The 19793-nt window shown below is 73.3% G+C and carries 16 protein-coding genes and 1 riboswitch; of the genes, 13 read left to right on the forward strand and 3 right to left on the reverse strand.

Features of this window, described 5'->3' with window-relative positions:
* The first annotated feature begins 61 nt into the window (after positions 1-61).
* Positions 62-1132 (forward strand): enoyl-CoA hydratase/isomerase family protein, encoded by a 1071-nt coding sequence (locus tag H576_RS0107100; protein ID WP_036319770.1) that lies wholly within the window; start codon positions 62-64, stop codon positions 1130-1132.
* Positions 1133-1238: 106 nt separating this feature from the next.
* Positions 1239-2084, forward strand: coding sequence for a TIGR03620 family F420-dependent LLM class oxidoreductase (locus tag H576_RS0107105; RefSeq protein WP_036319845.1), 846 nt, complete (start codon positions 1239-1241; stop codon positions 2082-2084).
* A gap of 271 nt (positions 2085-2355) precedes the next feature.
* Here H576_RS0107105 and H576_RS0107110 read toward each other — a convergent pair whose 3' ends face one another.
* Together H576_RS0107110 and H576_RS0107115 are read right to left on the reverse strand one after the other, a co-directional pair.
* Positions 2356-4389, reverse strand: coding sequence for an ABC transporter ATP-binding protein (locus H576_RS0107110; protein WP_029150362.1), 2034 nt, complete (start codon positions 4387-4389; stop codon positions 2356-2358).
* Complete coding sequence (locus H576_RS0107115) at positions 4386-6119, reverse strand: ABC transporter ATP-binding protein (RefSeq protein ID WP_029150363.1); 1734 nt, start codon at positions 6117-6119, stop codon at positions 4386-4388. Before H576_RS0107115 ends, H576_RS0107110 begins: the two co-directional genes overlap by 4 nt.
* An 86-nt stretch (positions 6120-6205) precedes the next feature.
* On the opposite strand from H576_RS0107115, the gene H576_RS14745 reads away from it, so the two are divergent.
* Positions 6206-7315, forward strand: coding sequence for an aminotransferase class I/II-fold pyridoxal phosphate-dependent enzyme (locus H576_RS14745; protein ID WP_051172339.1), 1110 nt, complete (start codon positions 6206-6208; stop codon positions 7313-7315).
* Between the two features lie 9 nt (positions 7316-7324).
* On the opposite strand, the gene H576_RS14750 is transcribed toward H576_RS14745, so the two are convergent.
* On the reverse strand, positions 7325-9208 hold the full coding sequence (locus H576_RS14750) for a D-alanyl-D-alanine carboxypeptidase family protein (protein WP_051172341.1): 1884 nt from the start codon (positions 9206-9208) through the stop codon (positions 7325-7327).
* Positions 9209-9287: 79 nt separating this feature from the next.
* A riboswitch (TPP riboswitch) is annotated at positions 9288-9400 on the forward strand.
* Here H576_RS14750 and H576_RS17130 point away from each other — a divergent pair.
* The 10 genes from H576_RS17130 to H576_RS14770 all read left to right on the forward strand — a co-directional run.
* Positions 9395-10015, forward strand: coding sequence for an ECF transporter S component (locus H576_RS17130; RefSeq protein WP_029150364.1), 621 nt, complete (start codon positions 9395-9397; stop codon positions 10013-10015). It overlaps the preceding riboswitch by 6 nt.
* Positions 10012-11406, forward strand: a complete 1395-nt coding sequence (locus tag H576_RS0107135; protein ID WP_029150365.1) for an ABC transporter ATP-binding protein — start codon at positions 10012-10014, stop codon at positions 11404-11406. The genes H576_RS17130 and H576_RS0107135 overlap by 4 nt, the downstream gene beginning before the upstream one ends.
* Positions 11403-12194, forward strand: a complete 792-nt coding sequence (locus tag H576_RS0107140; protein WP_211215781.1) for an energy-coupling factor transporter transmembrane component T family protein — start codon at positions 11403-11405, stop codon at positions 12192-12194. Before H576_RS0107135 ends, H576_RS0107140 begins: the two co-directional genes overlap by 4 nt.
* Before the next feature lie 7 nt (positions 12195-12201).
* Positions 12202-13140 (forward strand): TIGR03617 family F420-dependent LLM class oxidoreductase, encoded by a 939-nt coding sequence (locus H576_RS14755; RefSeq protein ID WP_051172343.1) that lies wholly within the window; start codon positions 12202-12204, stop codon positions 13138-13140.
* Between the two features lie 12 nt (positions 13141-13152).
* Positions 13153-13602 (forward strand): hypothetical protein, encoded by a 450-nt coding sequence (locus tag H576_RS0107150; RefSeq protein ID WP_029150367.1) that lies wholly within the window; start codon positions 13153-13155, stop codon positions 13600-13602.
* Between the two features lie 188 nt (positions 13603-13790).
* Positions 13791-15071: a helix-turn-helix transcriptional regulator gene (locus H576_RS0107155; RefSeq protein WP_156888167.1), complete on the forward strand. Its 1281-nt coding sequence runs from the start codon at positions 13791-13793 to the stop codon at positions 15069-15071.
* Positions 15068-16531: a helix-turn-helix domain-containing protein gene (locus H576_RS16110; RefSeq protein WP_029150369.1), complete on the forward strand. Its 1464-nt coding sequence runs from the start codon at positions 15068-15070 to the stop codon at positions 16529-16531. The genes H576_RS0107155 and H576_RS16110 overlap by 4 nt, the downstream gene beginning before the upstream one ends.
* Before the next feature lie 176 nt (positions 16532-16707).
* Complete coding sequence (locus H576_RS16115) at positions 16708-17364, forward strand: GntR family transcriptional regulator (protein WP_051172345.1); 657 nt, start codon at positions 16708-16710, stop codon at positions 17362-17364.
* A gap of 40 nt (positions 17365-17404) precedes the next feature.
* A complete protein-coding gene (rlmN, locus tag H576_RS0107170) occupies positions 17405-18619 on the forward strand; it encodes a dual-specificity RNA methyltransferase RlmN (protein WP_029150370.1) in 1215 nt (404 codons plus the stop codon).
* A 79-nt stretch (positions 18620-18698) separates the two neighbouring features.
* Positions 18699-19793 (forward strand): DUF222 domain-containing protein (locus H576_RS14770; RefSeq protein WP_051172346.1); only part of this gene is annotated, 1095 nt, incomplete at its 3' end.

Consider the following 19793-nt stretch of genomic DNA (forward strand, 5'->3'; position numbering starts at 1 on the left):
CCTCCATCCTCCCCGATGGTCGGGAAATCCCGTGGATCGTGCGACATCTAGGCTGGAGAATATGGCCGACGAGCGCATTCTGATCAGCAGCGAGAACGGGCTCGGCCGGATCACACTGAACCGGCCGAAGGCGATCAACGCCGTCGACACCGCGATGCTCGAGGCGGTGCGCGAGGCGCTCGACGCGTTCCGCACCGATCCCGACGTCGCCGTCGTCCTGTTCGACGGCGTGGGCGACCGCGGGTTCAGCGCGGGCGGCGACATCCGCGCCGTGCACGCCGCGCTCGCGGCGGGGAACCCGGCCGCTGCGGAGGAGTTCTTCCGCACCGAGTACACGATGAACGCCGAGATCGACGAGTTCCTCAAGCCGATCGTCGCCTTCGCCGACGGCGTCACGATGGGCGGCGGGATCGGCATGGCCGGCCACGCGCACGTGCGGGTCGTGACCGAGACCTCGCGCCTCGCGATGCCCGAGACCCGCATCGGATTCACGCCAGACGCGGGGGGATCCTGGCTGCTCGCCCGAGCGCCGGGGCGCGTCGGCGAGTACCTCGCGCTGACGAGCGCCGAGATGGGGCCCGAGGACGCGATCTACGCGGGCTTCGCCGACCTGCTGGTGCCGCGCGGCGACCTCGACGCGGTGCGCGAGGCGCTCGAGACGCGCGCCGACCCGTCGACGCCGACCGAGCTCGTGATGCTGTTCGACGAGACGCCGGGAGACAGCGCGCTCGCGGGCGCCCGCGAGTGGATCGACGACGCGTTCGCGCTCCCGACCGTGCCCGGGATCCGCGATCGCCTGCGCGAGCTCGCCGCGGATCCGCGCTGGTCGGGCGAGCTGTCGCCCGCGTCGGCGCTCGCGGCCCTCGACGAGCGCCCGCCCACCTCGCTCGCGGTGACGCTCGCGTCGATCCGGTCCTCGCGCGGCCTGACGCTGCGCGCCGCGCTCGAGCAGGAGTACGGCCTGGTCGGCTGGTTCGCGACGACCCAGCCCGACATGGTCGAGGGGATCCGCGCCCAGATGATCGACAAGGACCGCGACCCGCACTGGTCGCCCGCGACATTCGACGAGCTGCCGGCGGGGACCGTCGAGGCGGCCTTCGCGCACCGCGGGGCGCGCATGCTCTTCGGTTGACGTCCGGTTACACCGGGTCTATCTGGCCGCAACGTCGGCCCCGTATCGTAGGCCGCGCACAGACGGCGGCGCCGGTCCGAGCGCGCCGCAGAAGGCGGTGATCGCGATGGTCAGCCCCCAGCGCTTCGGGACGTACGGCGTCTGGCTGCGTGAGAGCGAGTGGCAGCCCGGCGTCGCGGCGGTGGCCGAGCGGCTCGGCTACACGACGATGTGGATCGGCGGATCCCCGAGCTCCCGGCTCGTGACACCCGAGCACGTCCTCAACGAGACCGAGCACGCCGTCGTCGCGACGGGCATCGTCAACGTGTGGAAGGACGAGGCGACCGACGTCGCCGCGTCGTACACGCGGATCCTCGAGGAGTGCGAGCCGCGCCTCGTGATCGGGATCGGATCCGGGCATCGCGAGGCGACGGCCGAACGCGTCCGCCCGCTCGCGACGCTCCGCGCCTACCTCGACGTGTTCGACGCCGAGGGGGTGCCGCGCGATGCCCGCCTGCTCGCGGCGCTCGGGGATCGGACCCTCGCGCTCGCGGCCGAGCGCTCGATCGGCGCGCACCCGTACCTGACGCTCCCGGCGCACACGGCCCACGCGCGCGCCGTCATGGGGCCGGGCGCGCTGCTGGCGCCCGAGCTCAAGGTCTCGCTCTCGGGCGATCCGGTCCGCGCCCGTGAGCGCGCCCGCGCGTACCTCGAGAGCTACTTTCGCCTCTCCAACTACCGCGGGAAGCTGACCGAGTTCGGCGCCGCCGAGGCCGACTTCGCGGGCGGCGGATCCGACGCCCTCATCGACCAGGTCGCCGCGAACCCCGGCGCCGCGGAGGCCGTCGCGGGGATCCGCGCCCACCTCGGCGCCGGCGCCGACCACGTGGCGATCCAGCCCGTGCCGGGCGGCGACATCCTCGGATCCCTCGAGAAGATCGCCGACGCGCTGGGCCTCACCGACGGGGCGTGACCGGCGCCGAGACTCTGACGATCGGCCGGCTCCCGCCGGTTTCGGCCGGATCGTCAGTGTTTCGGCGCTTCGTCAGAGTTTCGGCGTCGGAGGGATGAGCCGCGCGACGGCGGGGCCTCATCGTGCAGCGCGCCGCCTCCGAGTCTCTGACGATGCGTCGGCTCCCGCCGGTTCCGGCCGGATCGTCAGAGTCTCGGCGCTTCGTCAGAGTCTGAGCACCGGCCGGGTCGCCGGAGCCGATCCGGCGGCGCCCGCGCAGCGCCCCCGCGCGCTATGCGACGGTCGGGATCGCTCCCGTGACGGGCGGCTCGTCGTCGGGGTCGGACACGTGCTCGAACTGGCTGCGGTAGAGCCGCCAGTACGCGCCCTCGCGGGCGATGAGCTCGTCGTGGCTGCCCTGCTCGACGATCGACCCCTGCTCCATGACGAGGATGAGGTCGGCGTCGCGGATCGTCGACAGCCGGTGCGCGATGACGAACGACGTGCGCCCCTGGCGGAGCGCGTTCATCGCTTTCTGCAGCAGCAGCTCGGTGCGGGTGTCGACCGAGCTCGTCGCCTCGTCGAGGATCAGGACCTGCGGGCGGCGCACGAACGCGCGGGCGATCGTGATGAGCTGCCGCTCGCCGGCCGACACGTTCGCCGCGTCCTCCTCGAGGACGGTGTCGTAGCCGTCGGGGAGCGAGTGCACGAACCGGTCGACGTACGTCGCCTCGGCCGCCGCCAGGACGTCCTCGTCGGTCGCCGACTCGTTGCCGTAGCGGATGTTCTCGCGGATCGTCCCCGCGAAGAGCCACGGATCCTGCAGGACCATGCCGGTGCGCGAGCGCAGGTCGGCGCGGGTCATGTCGGCGACGGGCTGGCCGTCGAGGAGGATCGCGCCGCCGTCGAGCTCGTAGAACCGCATGAGGAGGTTGACGAGCGTCGTCTTTCCCGCGCCGGTCGGGCCGACGATCGCGACGGTGTGGCCCGGCTCGACGCGGAACGACAGGTTCTGGATGAGCGGCTGGTCGTCGCGGTACGAGAACGACACGTCGCGGAACTCGATGACGCCGCGGCCGCCGTCGGGCGCCGTCGGGGCGTCGTCGGCGTCGGGATCCTGCTCGTCCTGGTCGAGGAGGTCGAACACGCGCTCGGCCGATGCCGTGCCCGACTGCACGACGGGCAGCATGCCGCCGAGCTCGGTGAGGGGCTGCGTGAACTGCTGCGAGTACTGCACGAACGCCTGCACGTCGCCGATGCGGATCTGCCCGCTCGCGACCATGACCCCGCCGAGGACCGCGATGCCCGCGTAGACGAGGTAGCCGACGAACTGCATCGACGGCATCATGACGCCCGACAGGAACTGCGCCTTGAACGACGCCTGGTACAGCTCCTCGTTCTCGGCCTGGAAGGCGTCGGACATCGACTTCTCGCGGCCGAAGACCTTGACGAGGGCGTGGCCGGAGAAGGACTCCTCGACGCGCGAGTTGAGCCGGCCGACCTTGCGCCACTGCGTCTGGAAGGCCTTCTGCGAGCGGGGCCCGATGACGCCCATGATGATGCCGATGAGCGGCAGCGACACGAGCGCGACGAGCGCGAGCAGCCACGAGATCGAGAACATCATGATGACGACGCCGATGAGCGTCAGGAGCGACGTGATCGCCCCCGACAGCGACTGCTGCAGCGTCTGCGTCATGTTGTCGACGTCGTTGGTGACGCGGCTGATCAGCTCGCCGCGCTGCACCTTGTCGAAGTAGGCGAGGGGCAGGCGGTTGATCTTCGCCTCGATCTGCTCGCGCAGGCGCCACATGGTCTTGACCATGACGACGTTGACGATGTACCCCTGCACCCACTGCAGGACCGCGCTCGTGACGTAGACCGCGATCGCCCAGATGACGACGCCGCGGAGAGCGGTGAAGTCGACGCCCGTGCCCGGGGCGAAGTTCTGCATCGCGGCGACCATGTTCGCGAAGTCGTCCTGGCCCGCGGCCCGCATGGCCTCGACGACCTGATCCTGGCTCATGCCCTCGAACTGGCCCGTGAGCGCCAGCGAGACGAAGCCCTCGAAGACGACGTTCGTCGCCTCGCCGAGGATCTTCGGGCCGATGACCGACAGCACGACGCCGATGGCGCCGAGCACCGTGGCGAGGGCGAAAGCCCACGCGTACGGCCGCAGGAGGCCGAGGAAGCGGCCGAAGCTGGGCCAGAAGTTCTGCGCCTTGCCCCCCATGGAGCCGGGCTCGACCGCCCCGGCCTCGCGCATGGCGTTCTGCGCCTCGAGCTCCTCCTCGCTGAGACCGAGGGACGCGTTCTGCTGGTCGCTCATCGCGCCTCCTCCGCGCCGAGCTGCGACTCGACGATCTCGCGGTACGTCTCGCTCGTCGCGAGGAGTTCGTCGTGGGTGCCGATGCCGGCGGGGCGGCCGTCGTCGAGGACGAGGATCCGGTCGGCGTCGGTGATCGTCGACACGCGCTGCGCGACGACGATCTTCGTGACCTCGGGGAGCTCGCGCCACAGCGCCTGGCGCAGCCGGGCGTCGGTCGTGAGGTCGAGGGCCGAGAACGAGTCGTCGAACACGAGGACGTCGGGCTGGTGCACGATCGCCCGCGCGATCGCGAGGCGCTGGCGCTGGCCGCCCGACACGTTGGTGCCGCCCTGCGAGATCCGCGAGTCGAGGCCCTCGGGCTTGTCGCGCACGAAGTCGGCGGCCTGCGCGATCTCGAGCGCGCGCCACAGCTCGTCGTCGGTCGCGTCCTCCCGCCCGAAGCGGAGGTTCGACGCGATCGTCCCCGAGAAGAGGAAGGGGCGCTGCGGGACGAGCCCGATGCCGCGCCACAGCTCGTCGAGGTCGGCCTCGCGCACGTCGACGCCCTGGACACGGACGGATCCGCCCGTGACGTCGAACAGGCGGGGGATGAGCGAGACGAGCGTCGTCTTGCCCGAGCCCGTCGACCCGATGATCGCGACGGTCTCGCCCGGATCGGCGCGCAGCGTGATGCCCGAGAGCACGGGCTGCTCGGCGCCCGGGTAGGTGAACTCGGCGTCGTCGAAGACGACCTCGCCGCGGCGGGGCATGTCGACGACGGGCGACGCGGCGCGGGCGAGCGACGAGTCGGTGTCGAGGACCTCGCCGATGCGGCCGGCCGACACGGCGGCGCGCGGGATCATGATCGCCATGAAGCTCGCCATCATCACGCCGCCGAGGATCTGGCCGACGTACTGCATGAAGGCGAAGATCGTGCCGATCTGGGTGTCGCCGGCGTTGACCGCGATGCCGCCGAACCACACGACGGCGACGATCGTGACGTTGAGCACGAGCATGACGAGCGGGAACAGCAGCACGAACATCGAGCCGACGTTGCGGCCGACCTGCATGATGTCGGTGTTGGCGGAGCGGAAGCGCTCCTCCTCGATCGGCTCGCGGACGAACGCGCGCACGACGCGCACGCCCGAGAGCTGTTCGCGCATGACGCGGTTCACGGCGTCGAGCCGGGTCTGGTAGCGCCGGAAGAGCGGCACCATGCGCACGATCACGAGCGCGGCGACGATCAGCAGGACGGGGATCGACACCGCCAGGATCCAGCTGAGCCCGATGTCCTGGCGCAGCGCCATGATGATGCCGCCGATCGCCATCATGGGCGCCATGACGAGCATCGTCGCGCTCATCATCGCGAGCATCTGCACCTGCTGCACGTCGTTCGTGTTGCGGGTGATGAGGGATCCCGCGCCGAACGACGAGACCTCGCGCTCGGAGAAGCCCGAGACGCGCGTGAAGATGTCGCGGCGCAGGTCGCGCCCGAGGCTCATGGCGGCGCGGGCGGCGCAGAAGGTCGCGACGATCGCGGCGACGATCTGGCCGAGCGCGACGAGCAGCATGACGCCGCCCGTGCGCACGATGTAGCCGATGTCGCCGACCGAGACGCCCTGGTCGATGATCTCGGCGTTGAGGGTGGGCAGATACAGCGCCGCGAGCGCGGACGCGAGCTGGAACACGAGGACGCCGACGAGCAGCCAGCGGTACCGCGCCAGGTAGCGGGTGAGGATCTTCCAGAGCACGGAAGAGAGCAAAGCACGGACCTCCGACATGCGAAAGCGGATCGGCGCGAGATCAGACCGACGTATGACGGCGCGACAATGGATCCATGACGATCGCGTTCCGAGAGGCCCACGACAGGATCCCCGCATTCGCGAGGGCCGACTTCCCGGAGGGCGCCGTCCGAGCCTGCTTCAACGAGCCGCACTTCCCGCCGCTCGACGGCCTCGCCGAGGCGATCGCGGCCGAGATCCCGCACCTCAACGAGTACGGCGCTCCGCTCGAGGAGGCGCTCGGCGCGATCGCGCGCGCGCACCGACGCGAGCCCGACGAGGTCCTCCTCGGATCCGGATCCATGGACCTCATCCGCGCCCTCGTCGCGGCGGTGTGCGAGCCGGGCGACGAGGTGCTGTTCAGCTGGCTGACCTTCGAGGGCTACCTGCAGGCGTGCCACGCCGCGGCGGCGGTGCCCGTGACGGTGCCGACCGCCCCGGACGGCGGGCACGACGTCGACGCCCTCCTCGGCACGATCACGGATCGCACGCGGGTCGTCCTCGTCGCGAGCCCCAACAACCCGTCGGGCCGCGCCCTGACGCGCGAGCAGTTCGACCGCCTCGTCGCCGAGATGCCGCCGCACGTCGTCCTCGCGCTCGACGAGGCGTACAGCGAGTTCGCGTCGAGCCCCCGCGCCCGCTTCGGCGCCGACCTCTTCGGCGACGGCGACCCCGAGCTGCCGGACAACGTCGTGATCCTCCGCACCCTCTCGAAGGCCGTGGCCCTCGCGAGCCTGCGCGTCGGATACGCCCTCGCCTCGGCGGGGACGATCTCGGCGCTCGCGCGCCTGCGCACCCAGAACGGGGTCGACCGCCTCGCCGTCGCGGCGACGGCCCACGTCTTCTCGGAGAAGGGCCTCGAGCAGATCGAGGACCGCGTCGAGTGGACGAAGGCCGAGCGTCAGCGGATCGAGCGCACGCTGCGCGACCGCATGGAGAAGGCGGAGATCGACGGCCGCCCGCACATCGAGATCCCGCACTCCGACGGCAACTTCGTGTGGCTGCCCGTCGGCGAGCGGGCCGCCGAGCTGCGCGCGCACGTGCTCGAGGCCGCGGGCATCGTGATCCGCGCGTACCCGGGCGCGGGCGTGCGCTACACGGTCATCGAGGAGGAGCACAACAGCGCCTTCGTCGACGCCGTCAGCGACTGGGCGACGCGCGCCTGAGCCCCGGGCTCAGCTTCCCGAGGATCCCCCGACGCCGAGCAGCTCGAGCGGGTGCGTGAGGCGCCACTCGAGCGTGGGCCGCGGCAGGTCGCCGTCGAGCTTCAGGTCGACCGACTCCTCGCCCTCCGACGACGAGACCGTCGCGGTGCCGACCGAGAAGCCGTCGCCGTCGCCGACCTCGACGTCGTAGTCGGGGTCGATCGTCGCCTGCTCGCCGTCCCACAGGGGCAGCGACACGGATCCGTCGTTCACGACGCTCGCGCTCCCGCCCCACTCGGTGGTCGCGGTCGCGACGACGGTCCCGTCTGCGAGCGCCTCGACGGGCTGCAGAGCCTCGGTCAGGGAGTCGAGCAGGTCGCGCGACACGGTCTCGCGCGACTCGGCGTCGGGCTGCCCCATGACGACGGCGTAGACGCGCGTCGGCTCGCCCGTGCCGGTGTCGACGTCCCTCGCGACCGACAGGTTGTAGTCGACGTTCCAGTAGGTGTCCAGCGTCCCCGTCTTGAGGCCGACGATGCCGTCCTCGCCCAGCAGGGGGTTCGAGTTCTCGATGGGCTCGTCGTTGCCCGGGATCTCGACCTCCTGCGTGCCGACGATCTCGGCGAGCACGGGATCCGCCATCGCGAGCTTCGCGACCTCGATCATGTCGCTCGGCGTCGACTGGTTCGACGCGCTGATCCCCGTTCCGTCGACGACGACGGTGTCGGTGAGGCCGTGCGCCGAGATCCAGGTGAGCGCCGACGTCACGTACGCGTCGCGGTCGTCGTCCCAGAGCTCGTCGATGAGCTTGTTGATGTAGTTGCCCGCCGACGCGAGGAGGATCCCGTCGAGCATCTCGCGGTAGGTGAGCTGCCCGCCGACGGGGACGTCGAGGTAGGTCTCGCCGGCCCAGCGCAGCGCGTCGGCCTCGTTCTGGTCGAGGTAGCCGAAGTCGTACGACGGGCCGTCCTCGCCGACCGCGAGCGGCTGGCGCTCGAGGAACACCTGCACCGTGATGAGCTTCGTGAGGCTCGCCATGGGGAGGGGCGTCTGGTCGTCGCTCGACGTGAGGGTTCCGTCGATGCCCTCGACCGCGACGGCCGCCTCGCCGTCCTGCGGCCACGGCAGGTCGAGCGCCGCGCCGGCGGGGGCGTCGAGCTGCGCCGCCGTGACGGTCGCCTGCACGTTGTCGAGCGGGAACACGGCGAAGGTCACGACGTACGCGACCGCGAGGACGATCGCGGTGATGATCGGGGCGAAGACGGCTCCGACCCAGCGGCGCCGGCGGCGCGGGACGAGATCCTGTGCGTAGCCCACGATGGGGGTCTGGCCCGTGCCCACGTTCTCGGCGGTCAGCCAGGCGAGTGCCCGCTCCGTCTCGTTCGCGCCGTCCTTCGGGACGTAGTGCGTGCGGACGGTGGGGTGGTTCGGGTCGCTCACGGGCGTGGGGTCCTCGGCGTCATCGGGGGCCGCATCGGCCGGCGGGGTGGGGGCGGGATCCGCCGCGGGAGCGGGCTCGGGGTCGGCGGGCTCGGGGGACGGATCCGCCTCGGGGTCGGGGGCGGTCTCGGCCTCTGCACCGGCCTCGGCGACGGGCGTCGGGGCCGCCGGGGGCGCGTCGGGCGCGGCCGCCTCGGCGTCGCCGGCCGTCGCCGCGCCGAGCTTCTGCTGGAGCTCCTCGTGGCTCGTGCTCGTGCGGCGGCGGAATCCCGCGAACATCTCGGCGAAGAGCCGCACCGAATCGGTCTGCGGCTGGGGTCCGTCGACGAAGGGCTCGGCCGCGGGCGCCGGATCCTCGTCGTCGGGGATCGACGCGAAGATCCCCGTGATCGTGGGCACGGGCTCGGTCGGCACAGGCTTCTCCGGCTCGCGCTCCTCGCCGGCCGGCACCTCGGTCCCCTCGTCAGTGCTCACGCGGAAAACCTACCTGGTCGACCCCGCGGATCCGCGCAGAACAGTTTCACGATCCGGTGACGACCGGCCTAGGATCGGTCCTACCCACCACGGGAGTCCGAGAAAGCCGGGCTGAGAGGGCGCGAGCCGCGCGCCGACCGTCGAACCTGATCCGGATCATGCCGGCGCAGGAAGAGGAGAAGAAGCATGTCTGCATCCGTGCGCGCCGAGAGCGCGCCCTTCGCGATCCGAGCCCGCTGGCGCGTGGTCGACATCGTCATCGCGAGCGTCGTCGCCGTCGCGAGCTCGGTGATATTCCTGGTCTGGAACGTCGCCTACCAGGTGCCGAGCGACCTGCTCGGGGCGCTGCTCCCGGGCGTCGGCGGCCTGCTGGCCGGCCCGTGGCTCATCGCGGGAGTGCTCGGCGGGCTCATCGTCCGCAAGCCGGGCGCCGCGCTCTACACCGAGACCGTCGCGGCCGTGATCTCGGCCCTCGTCGGCAACCAGTGGGGTCCTCTGACGATCGTGTCGGGCCTCGCCCAGGGGATCGGCGTCGAGATCGTGCTCGCGATCTTCCTCTACCGGCGCTTCGGCTGGGTCGTCGCGATGCTCGCGGGCGCGGGCGCGGGGCTCGCGGGCGGCATCAACGACCGCATCAACTGGTACCAGGGCGCCGACGCGGCGTTCACGACGATCTACATCGCCTCGACGACGATCTCGGGCGCCGTGATCGCGGGCCTCGGCGGCTGGGCGATCGTGCGGGGCCTCGCGGCGACGGGCGCGCTCAGCCGCTTCGCCGCTGGCCGCGCCGCGAACCGCCGCGTGTGAGCGCGCGCGTCGAGGCGCGCGGCTGGGGCTGGCGCTACGCGACCCGCCTCGCGTGGGCGGCACGCGGCGTCGACCTCGCCGTCGCGCCGGGCGAGCGCGTGCAGCTCACGGGGCTGTCGGGGTCCGGCAAGTCGACGCTGCTCCACGCCCTCGCGGGGGTCCTCGGATCCGACGACGAGGGCGAGCAGGAGGGATCCCTCGAGATCGACGGATCCGCCCCCCTCGCCGCGCGCGGCGCGACGGGGCTCGTGCTGCAGGATCCCGACACGCAGGCCGTCATGGCTCGGATCGGCGACGACGTCGCCTTCGGTTGCGAGAACCTCGGCGTCCCTCGGGACGAGATCTGGCCGCGCGTGCGCGAGGCGCTCGACCTCGTGGGGCTCGACCTGCCGCTCGACCACTCGACGAGCGCGCTGTCCGGCGGGCAGAAGCAGCGGCTCGCCCTCGCCGGCGCGCTCGCGATGCGGCCGGGCCTGCTGCTGCTCGACGAGCCGACCGCGAACCTCGACCCCGCGGGGACCGAGGAGGTCGTCGCGTCGGTCGCGCGGGTGCTCGACGCGACGGGCGCGACCCTCATCGTCGTCGAGCACGGCGACGTGTGGCGCGGCGTCGCGACGCGGCGGATCCGGCTCGGCCCGGCCGCCCGCAGGACGACGGCGGAACCCGCCGCCGGGGGCCCGGATTCCGGCGTGTCGGGGCCTTCCGCCGCGGATCCGCCGTACTCGTGCGGCGGGGAGCCGCTGCTCACGGCGCGTGCGCTCGTCGTGGGCCGCCGCGGGGTCGCCGTCGCCGGGCCGATCGACCTCGACGTCCGCGCGGGCGCGGTGCTCGGGGTCACGGGGCGCAACGGTGCAGGGAAGTCGACGCTCGGGCGCACCCTCGCGGGGCTGCTCCCGAGCGTGGCGGGCGAGGTCGCGGCGTCCGACGCGCTGCGCGACGGCGCGAAACCGGATCCCGCCGGGTGGTCGTCGCGCCAGCTCCTCACCCGCATCGGCACGGTCCTGCAGTCGCCGGATCACCAGCTCCTCGCCCGCACGGTGCGGGCCGAGCTCGAAGTCGGCCCGCGCGCCCTCCGGCTGCCCGAGGACGAGATCCGCGCCCGCGGCGACGAGCTGCTCGAGCGGCTGCACCTCGCGCACCTCCAGGCGGCCAACCCCCACACGCTCTCGGGCGGCGAGAAGCGGCGGCTCACGGTCGCGGCGATGCTCGCGACCCGCCCGCGCGTCTGCGTCCTCGACGAGCCGACCTTCGGGCAGGATCCCGAGACCTGGCGCGAGATGGTCGGGATCATCCGCGGCCTCGTCACGGGGGAGGATCCGGTCGCGGTCGTCGCGATCACGCACGACAGGCCGCTCCTCGCGGCGGTCGGGGCGCGGGAGGTCGCGCTGTGAGCGCCGACATCCTGCCCGCCGTGCGGCTGCGCGGCCCGCTCGCGCGCGTCAACCCGCTCGCCCGCCTCGCCTGCGCCCTGCTCCTCGCGCTTCCGCTGATCGCCTCGCTCGACGTCGTGTCGGGGATCGTCGCCCTCGCGCTCGAGGTCCCGCTGATCCTCGCGTGCCGGATCCCGTGGCGCACCTTCTGGCTGCGCACCTCGCCGATCTGGATCGCGGCCCCGCTCGGCGGCATCACGATCGCTCTCTACGGGCAGACGTCGGGCACGGTCCACGTCGAGTGGCTGCTCGTGCGCGTGAGCGACGGATCCCTCTTGCTCGCGGCCGCGACGGTGCTGCGCATGCTCGCGATCGCGCTGCCGGGGGTCGTTCTCTTCATCGGCGTCGACCCGACCGACCTCGCCGACGGCCTCGCCCAGCGCGCGCGGCTGCCGGCCCGCTTCGTCCTCGGCGCGCTGGGCGGCCTGCGGATGGCGGGCCTCCTCGTGGGCGACTGGCGCGAGCTCGAGACCGCCCGGCGCGCCCGCGGCGTCGCCGATGAGGGCCGGGTGCGCCGCTTCGTCGGCATGGCGTTCGCGCTCGTGGTGCTCGCGATCCGCCGCGGATCCGCCCTCGCGACCGCGATGGAGGCGAAGGCCTTCGGATCCGCGCGGCGCCGCACGTGGGCGCGCGAGAGCCCGTGGGGCCGGCGCGAGTGGGCGCTCGCGGCGTGCGGCCCGGCGATCAGCGCGGTCGCGCTCGCCGCGGCGGTGTGGGCGGGAGCGTTCAACCCGATCTTCGGGGAATGATGGGGTCATGCTCATCGACATCGGAGTCCGTGACGCCTCACCCGCCGCCGTCGTCGAGACGGCCCGCCGCGCCGAAGCCGACGGCTTCGACGGCATCCAGGTGGCCGAGCTCGCCCACGATCCCCTCATGGCCTGCGCCCTCGCCGGCGCCGCGACGGAGCGGATCCACACCGCCACCTCGATCGCCGTCGCCTTCGCCCGCAGCCCCATGACGGTCGCCTACGCGGCCAACGACGCGCAGCTCGCGGCGCGCGGCCGCTTCGCGCTGGGCCTCGGATCCCAGGTCCGGCCGCACATCGAGAAGCGCTTCTCGATGCCGTGGACCGCCCCGGCTCCGCGCATGCGCGAGTTCATCGCCGCCCTCCGCGCGATCTGGGAGTCGTGGTGCACGGGCGAGAGGCTGAACGTGCGCGGCGAGCACTACACGCACACGCTCATGACGCCGATGTTCAGCCCCGGCGCGATCCCCTACGGCCCGCCGCCCGTCTGGCTCGCCGCCGTCGGCCCCGCGATGACGCGCCTCGCGGGCGAGGCGGCCGACGGCTTCATCGCCCACGCGTTCACGACGCCCGAGTACCTGCGCGAGGTCAGCCTCCCCGCCCTCGCCGAGGGGCGGGAGCGCGGCGGCCGCGGTGAGACCGACGTCATCGTCACGCCGTTCGTCGTCGAGCCGGGGGATCCGGCGAGCGAGGCCGAGGTGCGCTCGCAGATCGCGTTCTACGGATCAACCCCGTCCTATCGCCCCGTGCTCGAGCTGCACGGCTGGGAGGGCGTCGCCGACGCGCTCCACGCCGCGAGCCGCCGCGGCGAGTGGGACACGATGGGCGGCCTCGTCACCGACGACATGCTCGGGGCCTTCGCGGTCTCGGCGGGCGGGGCAGAGCTGCGCGGGGCCCTCGAGGCGCGCTTCGGCGCGATCGCCACGCGTGTCAGCGTCGCCGTCTGATAGGAATTTCATATGAGCGCCCTCAGCATCCGCCGCATCGCCGGCGCCGCAGCAGTCCTCGCCCTGGTCCCCGCCGCGCTCGCGGCGTGCTCGGGCGGGCAGAGCGTCGAGGAGGCGTGCGGCCTGATCCAGGACGAGGCGACGTCGGTCAGCTCCGAGCTGTCGTCGGCCATGACCTCGGCGCTCGACGGCTCGGGCGAGAACCCGCTCGCCGCCGCCAACGAGCGCATGCAGGCGGTCGGCGAGCAGGTCACGAACGAGGAGGTCAAGGCCGAGTTCGACACCGTGCTCACGGCCTTCGACGCCGCGACGGGCGTGTTCGGCCAGCTCGCCGACCTAGACCCGACCGACACCGAGGCGATGGCCGACCTCGAGTCGGCGACGGGCGACCTCCAGAACCTCGGCGAGGACCTGACGACGGCGGGCGCGAGCCTGCAGGAGCTCTGCGGCTTCACCCTCTGACCCGGGTCTCGAGACGGCGGTTCCCCTCCCCGGGGAGCCGCCGTCTCCCGTGTCCGGGGTGCGCCGCGGGAAGCTGGAAGCCCGCGCGGGGGCGGTGATATATGCTCGCCCGGAACCAGGTACCGGGGGGGTCCTGCTCATCGCACCACGCACGGGCCGTCCGCGCGCGCCCCGAGGTGGAGGCGACGATGCAGATCCGAGACGGCGACGCCGAGCGCGTCCGCGCGGAGGCCTTCGCGGCCCTCGCCGCGTCGCGCTGGGACGACGCCCTCGACCTCATCGGATCCCGGTGGGCCGAGCTGTCGTCCGGGAACCTCGACCTGCTGCGCGCCGTCGCCGAGGGGATCCCCGCGCGGATCCTCGCCGAGCGCCCCGGCTGGACGGCGTTCCGCGCCTTCGTCGACCGCCGGGCGCTGGGCCCCGACCTCGCCCCCGCCGCCTTCGCCGACCTGGGCCCGGGCCCGTCGCCCGACCTCGACGCGCGCGATCGGATCCCGCTCGTCCTCGCCCAGCTCGCCGCGTGCCGCACGCGCGGCGACGCGGGGGCCGCGGGCATCGCGGCGCGCGGCCTCGTCCGCGAGATCGAGCAGGCCGCGCCCGACGAGCGCGCCGGGATCCTGCCGATGCTGCCCGACGCGCTCGTCCAGGTCGGGATCACGTTTCTCCTCCTCGCCGACGTGACGGCGGCGGCGCACGAGCTGGAGCGCGCCCTCGGTCTCGCGCGCGAGGCGGGGAACCGCCGCGTCTTCGTGCAGGCGGCGAGCCTCCTGGCGGGGCTCGCGGCGCTCGGCGGCAGGCGCGCGCCCGCCGAGCTGCCGTTCAACCGCCTCGTGCTCGCGGCGGCGCGCCAGGACGTGCAGCTCGCGGGGGCGCGCGCCGCGTCGGTGCAGGTCGTGGCCTCGCCGCAGGGCGAGACGCCGCTCGTCCTCGTGCGCGACGCCGCGGCTCGGCTGCTCGCCGGCGACTCCGCCGGCGCGATCGAGCGGCTCGACCGCGCGCTCGGCGCCGACGAGGTGATGCCGCGGGCGCTCGTCGAGGCGCACGCCCTGCGCGCCCTCGCGCTCGTGCGCCAGGGCGACGCTGCGGGGGCGCGCGGCGACGCCGACCAGGCGGTCGACGCGGCGCTCGAGAACCGCATCCTCGCGCCCTTCACGTTCATCTCGCGCGCCGGCCTCGAGATCCTCCTCGCCCTCGCGGCGCGGGGATCCGAGCTGCGCACCCTCCTCGCCCCCGCGCTCGACGGATCCGTCGCCCTGCCCGAGACCCCGCCGCGGCTCGTCCGGCTGACGGATCAGGAGCGGCACCTCGCGCTCCTCCTGCGCGACGACGCGCCGGAGGCCGAGCTCGCGTGGCGGATGGGGCTGAGCCGCGACGGCGTGCGGGTCCACCTGCGCTCGCTGTTCCGGAAGTTCGCGGTGCACGGCAGGCCCGCGCTGCGCGTCGCCCTGCGCGAGGCGGGGATCCTGTGAGCGAAGACGCGGGTCGAGTCTTCGCCGCGCTGGCGGCGTGGCGGCCCGAGGAGGCGGCGGCCCGCGCGAAGCGGGCCTGGGCGGGGCTCGGCCCCGACCTCCAGCGCGCCGTGATCGGGGCGCTCCCGCGCGCGGTGCGCGACGCGGATCCCTTCTGGGCGGAGGCCGCGCGGATCCGCCCACGGGACGTGCCGCGCGCCGACCCGGAGACGCTGCTGCGGCTCGGCGAGCTGACCGAGCGGTGCGAGCGGGCCGTCGCGGAGGGCGACCCGGCCGAGGCCGTCGACGCGGTACGGGACGCCGTCAGAACGCTCGACGAGATGGGCGACGCGCACCGGGCGAGCATCGCGGGCGCGCTGCCGGAGATGCTCCTGTCCTGGGCGCGGGCCGCGATCTTCGCCTTCGAGCCGCGGATGGCGGCGGATCTGTTCGACCGCGCGTACTCCGCCGGCGTGACGACGGCTCCGCACGCGGCGGGCGCGGCGGCGGGCGCGCTCGCGATCCTGTTCGCGCTCGCGGGCCGGGCCCGGGCGCGCGATCTCTGGGAGGCGCGCGCCGACGGGCTCGCGGGGCCGGGGAGACATGCGCCGTCGCTCGGCGTCCTGCGTGCTCTCCGGGCCGCCGACGACTTCGACGGCGAGGGGGTGCGTGCGGCGCTCGCGTCGGCGGGCGGTGTGCCGACCTTCGACCGCGACCTCGTGTTCGACGCGCACTCGCTCCTGACCGACGAGGCGGCGGATCCGGCGGCGGCTGCCGCCTTCCTCGCGCGCCGTCTCGAGCGCGGGGAGGCGACGGCGCTCGCCTCGCGCGTCTTCGTCGCGCTCGTCGTCGCGCGTCTCGAGACGCTCGCGGGTGCCCCGGGCCGGGCGCTCGCGGCGCTCGAGCGCTGGGTCCCCGCCGAGCACGACGCATTCGCGCGGGCGCCGCGCGCCGAGGCGCTGCTGTACCGGGGCGACCTCGACGCCGCCGACTTCGAGGCGACGCACTCGCTGTCGCGGTGGCACGACGCACCGCGCGACGTCGTCTCCTTCCTCGTCGTGCGCGCGCTCGTGTCCGAGCTCCGCGGCGACGCGGCCGCCGCCGACGCCCACGCGCGCGAGGCCGTGTCGCTCGCCGAGCGCTTCGGCGTCACGGGATCCCTCGCCCTCCTGAGCGGCGAGACGGGGCGGGGGATCCTCGCGCGCGTGGTCCGGGGCGATGAGGGCCCCGTCGTGGCGGCGCTCGCGGCGGGCGCGTTCCCGCGTGCGTCGCCGACGGCGCAGCTGCTGAGCGCCCGCGAGACGGCGCTCGTGCGCCGGATCGCCGCGGGCGCGGGGCTGACGAACCCCGAGCTGGCGGCCGAGCTCGGCGTCTCGGTCAACACCGTCAAGACGCAGCTGCGCTCGGCGATGCACCGCCTCGGCGCGCGCGATCGCGTCCATCTGATCCGCCTCGCCCGCGCCCACGGATATCTCGACTGACCGCGACGACGGGGTGAACGGAGGGGTGCATCGCCCCGGGATCCGCGGCTCGCGCCGCGTACCGTCGACGGGTCGGATCGGGGCGGAGACGCCCCGCGCGACGCCGGTGACCGATGAGGGAGACCGCCAGTCGTCCTTCAGAAAGTTCACCGAATCGTTATGAAAGATGTGAACCTATGACTACGACCGACTCCTTCTCGGCAGGCGGCGCCCTGCTCGCGCCGGTCCGCCCGCCCCGCCTCTCCGACGAGGTCTTCTCGCGGCTCGTGCAGATGATCCGCACGGGCGAGCTCGGCCCCGGCGACGCGATCGCCGACAAGGACCTCGCGAACGCGTGGGGCATCTCGCGCGTCCCGGTCCGCGAGGCCGTCCACCGCCTCGAGTACGCGGGCGTCGCCGACGTCTGGGCCAGCCGCTTCACGCGCGTGCGCGACCTCGACGACGCCGAGCGGCAGCGCCTCGTCGCGTACCTCGGCGAGATCACCGCCGTGCACCTGCGCTACACGCTCGAGCCGGGGTCCGGGGAGGCCTCCCGCGGCCTCGCGCCCGTCGAGCTCGCCGCCCGCGACCTCGCCGACGCCGAGGACTGGGGATCCGCGTTCACCGACTTCATGGAGGAGGTCGCGGCTGCGGCCCCCGACAGCTGGCGCGGCCTGGGCGACGAGAACCTCGTGCTGATGTCGCTCGTGCTCCGCGAGCCGCCGCTGGGCGACGACGAGCGCCGAGCGCTCAGCGAGGATCTCGCGGCCGCGGTCGCCGCGCGCGACGTCGCCGGCGCCGAGCGCTCGGTGCGCGCTCTCTTCGGGCTCCGCCCGATCCGCGACGTCGCCTGATCCGGGCTTCTCCCGGCCGCCGATCGATACCCTTGGGGGTATGGATCCGTCGCGCATTCGCCAGGTCAAGCCCCGAACCGAGGGCTGGAACCAGCGCAAGGACGCCGAGGGGCGCCCGCTGCTGCAGTTCGCGAGCCCGAAGCGCGGCAAGCCGCCCGTCCACCTCGCCGACCTGACCCCTGAGGAGCGCGTCGCCAAGGTCAAGGAGCTCGGCCTGCCCGGGTTCCGCGCCAAGCAGCTCGAGAAGCACTACTTCGAGCACCGCACGCGCGACCCCGAGCGCATGACCGACCTCCCCAAGGAGGGTCGCGCCGAGCTCGTCGCGGGCATGCTCCCCGACCTGCTCACCGAGGTGCGCCGCCTGACGACCGACGGCGGCGACACGATCAAGTTCCTCTGGAAGCTGCACGACGGCGCGCTCGTCGAGTCGGTTCTCATGCGCTACCCGGGCCGGATCACGCTGTGCGTCTCGTCGCAGGCGGGCTGCGGCATGAACTGCCCGTTCTGCGCGACGGGCCAGAACGGCCTCACGCGCAACATGTCGGCGGCCGAGATCGTGGATCAGGTCGTGCGCGCGAACGAGGTCATCGAGGCGGGCGAGCTGGGAGGCAAGCGCGACGACGACCACAGCGCCGAGCGCGTCAGCAACATCGTCTTCATGGGCATGGGCGAGCCGCTCGCCAACTACAAGCGCGTCATGCAGGCCGTCCGCACGATGGTCGACAAGAAGAACGGCCTGGGCATGTCGGCCCGCGGGATCACGGTCTCGACCGTCGGCCTCGCGCCGGCGATCCGCAAGCTGACCGACGAGGATCTGCCCGTCACCTTCGCGCTCTCGCTGCACGCGCCCGACGACGAGCTGCGCGACGAGATGATCCCCGTCAACGACCGCTGGAAGGTCGACGAGGTCCTCGACGCCGCCCGCGGGTACTACGAGAAGACGGGCCGCCGCGTCTCGATCGAGTACGCGCTCATCAAGGACATGAACGACCACCCGTGGCGCGCCGACATGCTCGCCGACAAGCTCCTCGCTCGGGGCAAGGGGTGGGTGCACGTGAACCCGATCCCGCTCAACCCGACGCCGGGCTCGGTGTGGGACGCGTCGACCCCGGCCGCCCAGCGCGAGTTCGTGCGGATCCTCAACGATCGAGGCATCCCGACGACGATCCGGGACACCCGCGGCAAGGAGATCGACGGGGCCTGCGGGCAGCTCGTCGTGACGGAGGAGGACGAGCGCGCGGCCGTCTCCGCGTAGTCCGGATGTTCTGACTTTCCGTCAGATCTTCTTCTTCGGATCCCTTGAGATTCGAAGAAGTGTTCGATAGCATGGGGTCATGAACCCCGCAGCGTCGAATCGTCTCCCGGTCTCTCCGACCGCGGACGAGGCGGCGCGCACGGCGCATCTGCTGGGCGAGCTCGAGGGATCGATCCGGCGGGAGCGGGCCGAGAAGGCGCTCCAGTCGCGGCTGCTCGCCGAGCTGGGCGATATCGCGCATGCGCAGTCGCGGCGCAGCGAGCGGGTGGATCAGTTCGAGTTCCCGCGTCGGGCGATGGCGGCCGAGGTCGCGGCGCTGGTGCGGGTGTCGCCGCGGGTCGCGCGGGGGCGGATCGAGAACGCGCGGATCCTGACGGCGGGTTTTCCCGAGGCTCTCGGGGCGCTCGAGGGCGGGCGGATCTCGCAGGACCATGTCGACGTGATCGTGGATCTCGGGGTGCGGCTCGCGGGCGATGCCGACGCGCGGCGGGTGTTCGACGGGCACGCGGTCGAGATCGCCGAGGCCGAGACGGCCCCGCGGCTGCGCACCGATCTCGGGGTGCTGATCGAGAAGGTGCTTCCCACGTCAGCCCAGGAGAAGCACGAGAAGGCCCGCGAGGGTCGCGGCGTGTGGGTCGATGATCTGCAGAACGGCATGAGCGAGCTCGTGCTGCGGTCGACGACGCTCGAGGTGCACGCGGTCTACGACCGGGTGACCGGGATGGGGCGCGCCGTGAAGCGCGACCGGCGGGCGTACGCGCGGGCGCGGGATGAGGCGCAGGGATCGGGCGCTCCCGCTCCCGAAGCTTCCGCCCCGGGCACCGATCCGGTGCTGTCGGATGAGCGGACGCTCCCGCAGCTGCGCGCCGACATCCTCACCGACCTGCTCCTCTCGGCCGCACCCACGGGGCACCGCCTCCACCAGGCCGGCACCACGGCGACGCTCGGCGAGATCCGCGCGACGGTGCAGGTCACGATCCCCGCCGACGTCCTCGCCGGGCGCGACGACGGCCCACCCGCCTGGATCGGGGCGGGATCGGTGATCTCCCCCGCACAGGCACGGATCCTCGCGGGCGACTCCCCCGGGTGGGAGAGATTGTTCGTCCGCCCCGACACGGGCGACATCGTCCAGACCGACCACTACCGGCCGACCACGGGACAGGTGCGCGCGCTG

This window comes from Microbacterium indicum DSM 19969, from assembly GCF_000422385.1.
Lineage (GTDB): Bacteria > Actinomycetota > Actinomycetes > Actinomycetales > Microbacteriaceae > Microbacterium > Microbacterium indicum.

Excerpts from the sequence above, each read along its gene's own strand:
- H576_RS0107100 (WP_036319770.1), top strand. The coding sequence starts at position 62 with ATGGCCGACGAGCGCATTCTGATCAGCAGCGAGAACGGGCTCGGCCGG.
- H576_RS0107105 (WP_036319845.1), top strand. The coding sequence starts at position 1,239 with ATGGTCAGCCCCCAGCGCTTCGGGACGTACGGCGTCTGGCTGCGTGAG.
- H576_RS0107110 (WP_029150362.1), bottom strand. The coding sequence starts at position 4,389 with ATGAGCGACCAGCAGAACGCGTCCCTCGGTCTCAGCGAGGAGGAGCTC.
- H576_RS14745 (WP_051172339.1), top strand. The coding sequence starts at position 6,206 with ATGACGATCGCGTTCCGAGAGGCCCACGACAGGATCCCCGCATTCGCG.
- H576_RS17130 (WP_029150364.1), top strand. The coding sequence starts at position 9,395 with ATGTCTGCATCCGTGCGCGCCGAGAGCGCGCCCTTCGCGATCCGAGCC.
- H576_RS14755 (WP_051172343.1), top strand. The coding sequence starts at position 12,202 with ATGCTCATCGACATCGGAGTCCGTGACGCCTCACCCGCCGCCGTCGTC.
- H576_RS0107150 (WP_029150367.1), top strand. The coding sequence starts at position 13,153 with ATGAGCGCCCTCAGCATCCGCCGCATCGCCGGCGCCGCAGCAGTCCTC.
- H576_RS0107155 (WP_156888167.1), top strand. The coding sequence starts at position 13,791 with ATGCAGATCCGAGACGGCGACGCCGAGCGCGTCCGCGCGGAGGCCTTC.
- H576_RS16115 (WP_051172345.1), top strand. The coding sequence starts at position 16,708 with ATGACTACGACCGACTCCTTCTCGGCAGGCGGCGCCCTGCTCGCGCCG.
- rlmN (WP_029150370.1), top strand. The coding sequence starts at position 17,405 with ATGGATCCGTCGCGCATTCGCCAGGTCAAGCCCCGAACCGAGGGCTGG.